This window comes from Sphingomonas bacterium, from assembly GCF_903643035.1.
GTDB lineage: Bacteria > Pseudomonadota > Alphaproteobacteria > Sphingomonadales > Sphingomonadaceae > Sphingomonas.
In genome coordinates, this window is record NZ_CAHJWW010000089.1 from 1 (window position 1) to 10,098 (window position 10,098).

The 10,098-nt window shown below is 70.6% G+C and carries 9 protein-coding genes and 1 pseudogene; 6 read left to right on the forward strand and 4 right to left on the reverse strand.

Annotation, left to right across the window (positions count from 1 at the left end; all coding sequences use genetic code 11):
• The 3 genes from HUV01_RS14930 to HUV01_RS07455 all read left to right on the forward strand — a co-directional run.
• A partial coding sequence (locus HUV01_RS14930) for a glycosyltransferase (RefSeq protein ID WP_217430948.1) occupies positions 1-1,437 on the forward strand: 1,437 nt, incomplete at its 5' end.
• Positions 1,430-2,530: a zinc-dependent alcohol dehydrogenase gene (locus HUV01_RS14935; RefSeq protein ID WP_217430949.1), complete on the forward strand. Its 1,101-nt coding sequence runs from the start codon at positions 1,430-1,432 to the stop codon at positions 2,528-2,530. The genes HUV01_RS14930 and HUV01_RS14935, both read left to right, overlap by 8 nt.
• Positions 2,531-2,624: 94 nt before the next feature.
• The gene (locus HUV01_RS07455; RefSeq protein ID WP_254606461.1) at positions 2,625-4,943 is read left to right on the forward strand and encodes a glycosyltransferase; all 2,319 of its coding nucleotides are present in this window, start codon (positions 2,625-2,627) and stop codon (positions 4,941-4,943) included.
• Positions 4,944-4,991: 48 nt separating this feature from the next.
• Here the strand turns inward: HUV01_RS07455 and HUV01_RS07460 are convergent, their stop codons facing one another.
• From HUV01_RS07460 to petA, 3 genes are read right to left on the reverse strand one after another with little or no spacing between them, the layout of a single operon-like run.
• On the reverse strand, positions 4,992-5,861 hold the full coding sequence (locus HUV01_RS07460) for a cytochrome c1 (protein WP_174297667.1): 870 nt from the start codon (positions 5,859-5,861) through the stop codon (positions 4,992-4,994).
• Between the two features lie 48 nt (positions 5,862-5,909).
• Positions 5,910-7,193, reverse strand: a complete 1,284-nt coding sequence (locus HUV01_RS07465; RefSeq protein WP_174297668.1) for a cytochrome b — start codon at positions 7,191-7,193, stop codon at positions 5,910-5,912.
• A 5-nt stretch (positions 7,194-7,198) separates the two neighbouring features.
• Positions 7,199-7,774, reverse strand: a complete 576-nt coding sequence (gene petA / locus HUV01_RS07470; protein ID WP_254606462.1) for a ubiquinol-cytochrome c reductase iron-sulfur subunit — start codon at positions 7,772-7,774, stop codon at positions 7,199-7,201.
• 197 nt (positions 7,775-7,971) lie between these two features.
• Here petA and HUV01_RS07475 point away from each other — a divergent pair, with 197 nt between their 5' ends.
• The 3 genes from HUV01_RS07475 to HUV01_RS07485 all read left to right on the forward strand — a co-directional run bounded on the left by HUV01_RS07475 (position 7,972) and on the right by HUV01_RS07485 (position 9,952).
• Positions 7,972-8,427: a tRNA (cytidine(34)-2'-O)-methyltransferase gene (locus HUV01_RS07475; RefSeq protein WP_174297673.1), complete on the forward strand. Its 456-nt coding sequence runs from the start codon at positions 7,972-7,974 to the stop codon at positions 8,425-8,427.
• 65 nt (positions 8,428-8,492) lie between these two features.
• Positions 8,493-9,335, forward strand: a complete 843-nt coding sequence (gene hemF / locus HUV01_RS07480; protein WP_174297670.1) for an oxygen-dependent coproporphyrinogen oxidase — start codon at positions 8,493-8,495, stop codon at positions 9,333-9,335.
• A 5-nt stretch (positions 9,336-9,340) separates the two neighbouring features.
• The gene (locus tag HUV01_RS07485; protein WP_174297671.1) at positions 9,341-9,952 is read left to right on the forward strand and encodes a GNAT family N-acetyltransferase; all 612 of its coding nucleotides are present in this window, start codon (positions 9,341-9,343) and stop codon (positions 9,950-9,952) included.
• Here HUV01_RS07485 and HUV01_RS07490 read toward each other — a convergent pair.
• Positions 9,904-10,098: pseudogene (locus tag HUV01_RS07490) on the reverse strand (hypothetical protein); the annotation flags it as partial. The gene HUV01_RS07485 and the pseudogene HUV01_RS07490 sit on opposite strands and share 49 nt — an antisense overlap.

Below are 10,098 nucleotides of genomic sequence, written 5' to 3' on the forward strand. Positions count from 1 at the left end.
CTGCCCGTGGCGCGCGAGGTCGCGCGCCGGGGCCTGGCCGACACCGTCCGCATGCTGGGGCCGCGCGACGACGTGGGCGGCCTGTTCGCGCTCGCCGACATGCTGCTGCTGCCAAGCGCGTTCGAGGGGCTGCCGCTGATCGCGCTGGAGGCGATGGCCGCCGGCCTGCCCGTGGTGGCGACCGACGTGCCGGGCAATGCGGAGGCGGTGGCGGACGGGATCACCGGCGCGCTCGCCGCGCCCGAGCCCGGGGCGTTCGCGGCGGCGGTCATCGGCCTGCTGGCGGACCGCGAGGCGCTGGCGGCGATGGGCGACGCGGGGCGCGAGCGGCAACGGACGCTGTTCGACGCCGGACGGATGATCGACGAGACCCGCGCGGTGCATACCGCCGTGCGGCGACAACGGGAAGGAACGGGCGTGGAGCGGACGCGGATCGGGTTCATCGGCGCAGGCGGCATCGCCAACCGCCATTTCGGGGTGCTGGAGCGTTTCGACGACGTCGAGATCGTCGCGGTGGCGGACACCGACATGGCGCGCGCGACGGAGGCGGCGGCGCGGTTCGGCGCGCGCGCGTTCGACGGCGGCACGGCGATGGTCGACGCCATGGTGGCGGACGGCCGCGGCCTCGACGCGCTGTATATCTGCGTGCCCCCCTTCGCGCATGGCGAGCCTGAGCGGCTGGCGATCGAGCACGGCCTGCCCTTCTTCGTCGAGAAGCCGGTCGCGCTGGACCTTGGCACCGCGGAGGACGTGGCGGCGGCGGTCGAGCGCGTGGGGCTGGTGACGGCGGTCGGCTATCACTGGCGGTATCTCGACACGGTGGACGAGGTACGCGCGCTGCTGTCGGCGACGCCCGCCCGGCTGCTGTCGGGATACTGGCTCGACTCAACCCCCCCGCCGCGCTGGTGGTGGCGCAAGGACGGTTCGGGCGGACAGATGCTGGAGCAGACCACGCATCTGGTCGACCTTGCGCGCCACCTGATCGGCGAGGTCGTGCGCGTGTACGGCCAGTCCTCGCTCACGCCGCGCGCCGACCATCCGGGGCTCGACATCGCCACGACCAGTACCGCGACGCTGACCTTCGCGAGCGGCGCGATCGCCAATTTCGCGTCGACCTGCCTGCTTGGCTGGAACCACCGCGTCGGCCTGCACCTGTTCGGCGACAGGCTGGCGATCGAACTGACCGACCATGACCTGATGGTCGACATCGGTCGCGGCCGGCCGGTGCGCGGCAATCGCGGCGATCCCGTATGGCATGAGGATCGCGACTTCATCGACGCGGTGCGCGGCGGCGCGAACCGCATCCGCTGCCCCTATGCCGATGCGGTCGAGACGCTGCGGCTGGCGATGGCGATCGAGCAGTCGGCACGCCTCGGCCGCGCGATCGACCTTGTCCCCGCCCGCCCGATGGTGCCGGAGGCGGCGGCGCATGTCTGAGGTACGGCATGTCCGGTCGCTGGGCGTCGAACGGCCCGGGCAAAGCTATTTCTTCGGTTACGACGAGGGTCCACCCGGCGACGGCCAGGTGCGGCTCGATCTCCTCTACACCGGCTTCTCGGCCGGGACCGAGCTGACGTTCGTCAAGAACAGCAACCCGTATCTCCACTCGCGCTGGGACGCGGGGCGCGGCGTGTTCGTGCCGGGCGAGCCGAGCGCGCGCTATCCGGTGCCGTTTCTCGGCTACATGGAAAGCGCGCGCGTCCGCGAGAGCCGGGTCGACGATTTCACGCCCGGCGAGGTGGTCGGCGCCAGTTTCGGGCACAAGACCGGCCATACCGCCGATCCCTTCCACGATCTCCTCGTGAAGCTGCCGGAGGGGATGGACCCGCTGCTCGGGGTCTACGTCGCGCAGATGGGGCCGATCGCGGCCAACGGCATCCTGCATGCGGACGCGGAGCTGCTCGGTCCCAACGTCGTGGCGCTGGGCGACGGCATCCGCGGGCGGCCGGCGCTGGTGATCGGGGCGGGCGTCGTCGGCATGCTGACCGCGCTGTTCGCGACCCGTGCGGGCGCAAGCGAGGTGGTGATCGCCGACCCCTCCCCCTTCCGCCGGCTGCGCGCCGAATGCCTGGGGTTGACCGCCATGACGCAGGATCAGGCGTGGGCGCATGCCAAGGCGCGCTGGCTGCACGGCGGCGACGACCGCGGCGCGGACGTCGTGTTCCAGACGCGCGCCGACGCCGGCTCGCTCCACGCCGCGATGCGCGCGCTGCGTCCGCAGGGGACGGTAATCGACCTCGCCTTCTACCAGGGCGGCGCGGACCGGCTGCGGCTTGGCGAGGAGTTCCACCACAACGGCCTCAACCTGCGGTGCGCGCAGATCAACCGCGTGCCGCGCGGGCTAGGCTTCCAGTGGGACCGGCGGCGACTGGCGAACGAGACGGTCGGGCTGCTGGCGTCGCGCGGGGCCGAGATCAGGGCGCAGCTCGTCACCCACGTCGTCCCCTACGACGACGCGCCCGGCTTCATCGCCCGGCTGGTGGCGGAGCGGCCCGAGTTCCTGCAGATCGTGTTCAAACACGGGGAATAAGGTCAGTGCCTGGTCTCCGGGCCTGTCCTGAGCGGCTGGTCTGGCGGGCGGCCGGAAGGGGCCGCCGTTCCTGCGATCCTACGAGAGAAATCCAGTGCTTCGACAAGCTCAGAACGAACGGAACGAGGCGTGCCGGGACGAGGACGATCGCCCCGGAAACATCCCGGCGCCCGCCCGCCCGATCCGCATCCTGTTCGTCTTCGCCTGGCTGGTCGTCGGCGGCGAGGAGACAGAGGTGCGGCTGCTGGCGCAGGCGCTCGACGCCGCGCGCTACCGGATCGAGGTCGTCGCCTGCTTCCGCCGCGACGGCATGCCCGAGCAGACGCACGCACAGCTTGCCGCCGCCGGCGTGCCGGTGGACACGACGCCCTATCACCTGACGTTCGAGGATACCGTCACCTACCTCGCCGAGCTGATCCCCGGCTATGACGTGGTCGTGTCGTGCCAGAACGTCGCCGACATCTATCCCGCGCTCGAACGCCTGCACCGGCCGCCGCCGCTGATCGAGCATGGCGGGCTGGTGTCGGAGGCGCTGGCCGGCCCGAAGCATCTGACCGCGCGCTATGTCGGCGTCTGCGCATCGATTCGCGATGCCGCCGCCGGCCGGATGCCGGGACGCGAGCACCATGCGATCGCCATCCCGTCGATGGTCGACCTGTCCGCGTTCGATCCCGCCGCCGGTGTCGAGGCGCGCGCCGGCGCGCGGGCTGAACTCGCCGTCGCCGACGACGTGCCGCTGATCGGCTGGCTCGGCAGGCTGGACGCCAAGAAGCGGGTGGAGGATTTCATCGCCGCCGCCGCTCTGGTCCGCGCCCGCCGTCCCGACGCGCGGTTCGTCGTGATCGGCGGCCCCGACGCGTTCATGCCCGACTATGCCGCCGGTCTGTACGCGCAGGCGGATGCGCGGGGTCTTGGCGGCGCGCTGCAATTCCTTGGCGACCGCGCCGACGTCCCGCGGCTGCTGTCGGCGCTGGACGCCTTCTGCTGGCTGTCGCGCGGCGAGGGGATGCCGCACGTCATTGCGGAGGCGGGCGCGGCCGGGCTGGCGGTGGTGGCGACGCGCGACAACGGTTCGGCCGAACAGATCGAGGACGGCGCGAGCGGCCTGTTCGTGCCGCACGAGGACCCGCCCGCGATCGCCGCCGCGCTGCTGCGGTTGCTGGACGAGCCGGCGCTCCGAAGCCGGCTGGGCGCGGCGCTGAGAGCGAAGGTAGAGGCGGACTATGCCGTCGCCGCCGTGGTCCCGCGGTGGGAGGCCCTGATCGCGGACGTGCTCGCCGAGCGGCCGCCGCCGCCCAAGCCGGGCGACCTGTTTCGCAGCTTCGTGCAGGGCGGCTTCGAATGTTCCAGCCACCGCCGCGCGCACGACCGCGCGCGGGTGGACGTGATCGCCGCCAGTCACCACGATACTCATGCCGAGGCGGATTACCGCGCGCTCGCCGCCCATGGACTGCTGACCGTGCGCGACGGCCTGCGCTGGCACCTGATCGAGGGCGCGCCCGGCCGGTACGACTGGTCGAGCCTGGACGCACAGCTCGCCGCCGCCCGCGCGGCCGGGACGCAGGTGATCTGGGACCTGCTGCATTACGGCTGGCCGGACGACATCGACGTCTGGACCGCCGCCTTCAGCGTCCGCTTCGCCGCCTTCGCCGCCGCCGCCGCGCGGCATATCGGCCCGGCCGGGCCTGGCGAACGGCGCTTCTACGCGCCCGTGAACGAGGTGTCGTTCCTCGCCTGGGCGGGCGGCGACGCGGCGTACCTCAACCCGTTCGCGCGCGGGCGCGGCCACGAGCTGAAGGTCCAGCTCGCCCGCGCGAGCATCGCCGCGATGGAGGCGATCCTGCTGGTCGATCCCGCCGCTCGCTTCGTCCACCCCGATCCCGCGATCCGCGTGGTCGCGGACCCCGCCCGCCCGTGGGACGCCGCCGCCGCGCTCGGCCACGGACAGGCGCAGTATCAGGGCTGGGACATGATCGCCGGCCGCGCCTGGCCGCAGATCGGCGGACGACCCGAGCTCCTCGACGTGGTCGGCATCAACTTCTACCACAACAACCAGTGGATTCACGGTGGCCCGCCGCTGTCGCCGCACGACCCGCTCGCCCGCCCGCTGCGCCATATCCTGGCGAGCGGCTGGCAACGCTACGGTCGACCGATCTTCATCGCCGAGACAGGCATCGAGGGCGACGCGCGCGCGGACTGGCTGACCTATGTGCTGGCCGAGGCGGACGCGGCGATCGCGATGGGCGTGCCGGTGGAGGGCGTTTGCCTGTACCCCGTGCTCGACCATCCCGGCTGGGACGACGGACGCTACTGCCCCAATGGCCTGCTGGGCTGGTCGGCGGAGGCGGATGCGGGGGCGCGCACCGCTCACGCGCCCCTTGCGGCGGTACTGCGCGCGCGCGCCGGACGCTGACGCTACCGACCCGCCGGTGCCGGATGGAGCGTCACCCGGCGGCGGTCCTCAATGCTTTATGTCGCGCCACACGTTCTGATAGGCCCCCCATGCCAGGAAGCAGAAGATCGCAATGAAGATCACCGCCGCCAGCCCGGCCGCATGGCGGTTCTCCAGCCTTGGCTCCGCGGTCCAGGTTAGGAAGGCGGCGACGTCCTTCGCCATCTGCGGCACGGTCGCCCTGGTGCCGTCGTTATACTGGACCTGCCCCTCGCTTTTCAGCGGCGGCGGCATCGCGATGTTGAGATTGGCGAAATACTGGTTGTAATATAGGCCCTTGGGCGTCTTGATATCCGGGAAGTCCTTCAGCAGCACCGCCGGCTGCGCGACATAGCCGTGGCCGACCAGCGAATAGACATAGTCCGCGCCGCCATGTCGGGCCTTGGTGATGTCCGACAGGTCGGGCGGGACCGCGTTGTTGTTGGCGGCACGCGCCGCGATGTCGTTGGCGAATACCAGCGGGAAGTGATCGGACGGCAGGTTCTTGCGCGTCGCCGCCTCGCCGGTATCGGCGTTGGGCGACGGCTGCTCGATCGCCCACTGGTTCGCGATCGCCTTCACCTCGGCGGGCCTGTAGCCCAGGTCCGACAGGTTGCGGAACGACACCAGCCGGATCGAATGGCAGGCCGAGCAGACCTCCTTGTAGACCTGGAACCCGCGCTGGAGCTGCTGCCGGTCGAAGCTGCCGAACACGCCGGCGGACTTCAGCCCGGCGTTCAGCAGGTGCGAGCCGGTCTCCTCCTCCGTCCGGTGCTGCACCCACTCCGCCGCGCTCTCGACGGGCGGCGTCTTGATGCGGTCCCGCACCGTGCCGAACAGCGCGAGCGCCAGCACGAAAACGAACGCGGCGCCCACCAGGCCTGCGATTGCACGAACCATATTCCGTAATGCCCCTTGTCTCGGCCCGTCAGCTTGTCTCTGCGATCCTCACGCCAGCGCCGTCTGGCCGGGGCTGGTGCCGCCATGGTTCGTCAGCACCGCCTCGGTGATCGAGTTCGGCAGCGCCCGCGGACGCTCCGAACGCGAGATGATCGGCAGGATGATGAGGAAATGCGCGAAGTAATAGGCCGACGTCAGCTGGCCCAATATGGCGTAGGTTGGCGTGGCCTCCGATCCGCCGACCCATCCCAGCACCAGCACGTCCGCCACCAGCACCCAGAAGGCGATCCGCGCCTTGGGACGGAAGTTGTTCGACCGCACCGGCGAGGAGTCCAGCCACGGCAGGAAGAACAGCAGCAGGATCGAGCCGAACATCGCCAGCACGCCCCACAGCTTCGCCGGCAGGATGAAGTCGGCGGTGAACGAGCGCAGGATCGCGTAGAACGGCCAGAAATACCATTCGGGCACGATGTGGGCGGGCGTGGAGAGCGGGTTGGCCGGGATGTAGTTGTCCGGATGGCCAAGGAAGTTGGGGAAGAAGAACAGCAGGACCGCGAAAACGCCCAGGAACACGCCGAGACCCACACCATCCTTGGCGGTGTAATAGGGATGGAACGGCACCGTGTCCTGCTCGCCCTTCACGTCGACGCCGGTCGGGTTGTTCGAACCCGGGATGTGCAGCGCCCAGATGTGCAGCATGATGACCGCCGCCGTCACGAACGGCAGCAGGTAGTGGAGCGAGAAGAAGCGGTTGAGCGCCGCGTCGTCGGGCGCGAAGCCGCCCAGCAGCCAGACGCGGATGCTTTCCCCGACCAGCGGGATCGCCGAGAAGAAGCCGGTGATGACCTGCGCCCCCCAGAAGCTCATCTGTCCCCACGGCAGCACGTAACCCATGAAGGCGGTGGCCATCATCAGCAGGAAGATGACGACGCCCAGCAGCCACACCATCTCGCGCGGCGCCTTGTACGATCCGTAATACAGGCCGCGGAAGATATGGACGTAGATGACGATGAAGAACATGCTCGCGCCGTTGGCGTGGGCATAGCGCAGGAACCAGCCGGCGTTGACGTCGCGCATGATGTGCTCGACCGAGTCGAACGCGACGCCCGCGTTGGCGGCATAGTGCATCGCCAGCACGATGCCCGTGATGATCTGGATGCCCAGCGCCGCGCCCGCGAGCACGCCGAAGTTCCAGAAGTAGTTGAGGTTGCGCGGCACCGGATAGCCGGCGCCGACCGCGTTGTAGATCAGCCGCGGCACCGGCAGCTTCTCGTCCAGCCAGCGCATCAACGGCTGCCGCGGCTGGTAGTGCTTTGCCCAGGGAAAGCTCATGGCTGTTATCCTGCGACGCCGACGACCACGGCCGTCGGCGAGGTGAAGTTGTAGTCCGGAACGGCGAGGTTCTTAGGCGCCGGACCCTGGCGGATGCGCGCCGCCGTGTCGTATTGCGATCCGTGGCACGGGCAGAAATAGCCGCCGTACTTGCCTCGGTTCTCGCCTTCGTGGATGCCCAGCGGGATGCAGCCGAGGTGGGTGCACACCCCCAGCGTGATGAGCCAGTTCTCGTGTCCCGCCTTGGTCCGCTGCGCCAGCGTCTGCGGATCGCGCAACGTCGTGATGTCGACCGCGTTCGCCTCCGCGATCTCGCGGGGCATCAGGTTGCGCACGAACAGCGGCTGCTTGCGGAACGAGGTGACGACGCCCTGCCCGGCCTCGATCTTCGACAGGTCGATCGCGGTGGTCGACTGCGCCAGCACGTCGGCGGACGGGCTCATCTGGTTCACGAGCGGCAGCACCACCGCCAGCGCGCCCACGCCGATGAAGGCGACGGCGGCGATGTTCAGGAAGTCGCGGCGGCGCGGATCGTTCGCCTCGTCGCCATACGCGTCCGGATCGGCACCGGGAGGAACCATGTCGTCGACAGTCGCCATTCAGCCACGCCCCTGAAAATGCCGGTCGCGTGCGAGGCGACGATACCGGTCCCATCGGCGTTGCGGCGCCCGCCGGGCCTGCCATCGTCGCGGCGACCACCGCCTTCCTAGACGGCGGGGGAACAATTTGCCAACAGCATTTTGCGCGACGGGCAGGCTGCGTTACCCCACGGACGATGATCCGGCTTGCCCTGTACGAACCCGATATCGCCGGCAACGTCGGCACGCTGATCCGCCTTGGCGCCTGTCTGGGCGTCGGGCTGGACCTGATCGAGCCGATGGGTTTCCCGTTCGGCGCCCGGTCGCTGGCGCGCGCCGGAATGGACTATGCCCGGTCGGCGGACGTGGCGCGGCACGTCGACTGGGCGACGTTTGTGGCGGCCGTGCCGGCGCGGATCGTGCTGCTGACGACGCGCAATGGGGCGACGCCGCTGTTCGACGCCGCCTTCCGCAGCGACGACACGCTGCTGCTGGGTTCGGAAGGCGCGGGCGTCCCCGAACGGGTGCATGCGCGCGCGGACCTGGCGGTGCGCGTGCCGATGCGGCCCGGGCTGCGCTCGCTCAACGTCGCGGTGGCGGGAGCGATCGTGCTCGGCGAGGCGCTGCGGCAGGTTGGAGGCTGGCCCGGAGGATGACCGCCGGCGTTTCCCCAAGGCTTGCCGGGTGACGGGCGTGCCCGCCCTGCGCTAGGGGCGCCGCCATGCCTCCGCTCGACACCGAACAAGCCGCCGCCCGCACCTGGTTCGAGGAGCTGCGCGGATCGATCTGCGCGGCCTTCGAGGCGATCGAGCGCGACGCGGGATCGGACGCCGCGTTCGACGCCATCGCCTGGGACCGCGCCGATCCGTCGGGCGAACCCGGCGGCGGGGGCGTGCGCGGCGTGATGAAGGGGCGCGTGTTCGAGAAGGTGGGCGTCAACGTCTCCACAGTCGGCGGCGTGCTCGATACCGGCTTTGCGGGCACGATCCGTGGCGCGGGCGAGGATCCGCGCTTCGTCGCGACGGGTATCAGCCTCGTCGCGCACATGGCCAATCCGCACGTCCCCGCGGTCCACATGAACTGCCGCTTCCTCACCACCACCACGCGCTGGTTCGGCGGGGGCGCGGACCTGAACCCGCCGCTGCCGCGCAAGGAGGACACCGACGCGTTCCACGCCGCGCTGAAGGCCGCATGCGACGCGCACGATCCCGGCTACTACCCGCGCTACAAGCAATGGGCGGACGAGTATTTCTACATCCCGCACCGCCAGGTCCATCGCGGTGTCGGCGGCATCTTCTTCGACCATCTGGAAGGCGACTTCGCGGCGGACTTCGCGTTCACGCAGGCCGTCGGCCGCGCGTTCCTCGACGTGTACCCGCGGATCGTGCGCGCGCGGATGGACGAGGCGTTCACCCCGGCCGACGTGGCGGCGCGCGATGCCTGGCGCGGTCGCTACGCCGAGTTCAACCTGGTGTACGACCGCGGCACGTCGTTCGGGCTGAAGACGGGCGGCAACGTCGATGCGATCCTGATGAGCCTGCCGCCGGTCGCCACCTGGTCGTAGCGTCGATGGGCCTCTCCCCCGTTCCCGCCGACCAGGTCGCGACGGTCGTCACCACGCTCGAGATGCGCGTGCGCCCGCCGCTGCGCCCGATCCCGCCGTCCCGGTTCCGGCTGAAGCGCTGGACGGCGCCGGACGTCGACCGGTACCGGACGCTGTTCCGCCGCGTGGGGGCGCCGTGGCTCTGGTACTCGCGGCTGGTGATGAGCGATGCGGCGCTGGCGGCGATCGTCCACGATCCCGGCGTCGAGGTCCATGCCGCGGTCGATCCCGCCGGCATCGAGATCGGGATGCTGGAACTCGACCTGCGCCACGCGGGCGAGTGCGAGCTGTCCTATGTCGGGCTGGTGCCCGAACTTGCCGGGCAGGGCCACGGCCGCTGGCTGATGGCGGAGGCGCTGGCGCGCGCGTGGCGGCCGGGCGTCGCCCGGCTATGGGTGCACACCTGCACGCTCGACCATCCGGGCGCGCTGGGCTTCTACCGCCGGCAGGGCTTTGTCGCGATCCGTCGCACGCTGGAGACCTTCGCCGACCCGCGCCTGATCGGCGTGCTGCCGGCGGACGCGGCGCCTCACGTGCCGCTGCTCGCGCGCGGGTCCGCCCCCGACAGCGCGCGGTAGAGGACCACCGCCACCAGCACGCCGGCGATCGTGACGAGCATGTTCGCTCCCGCCCCGGCGCCGTCGACGATCGCCAGCGCTACCGGGTTGGGCTCGCCCAGCGCCCGGAGCCACTCGTCCATCGTCGCGAACGGCCACAGCAGGAC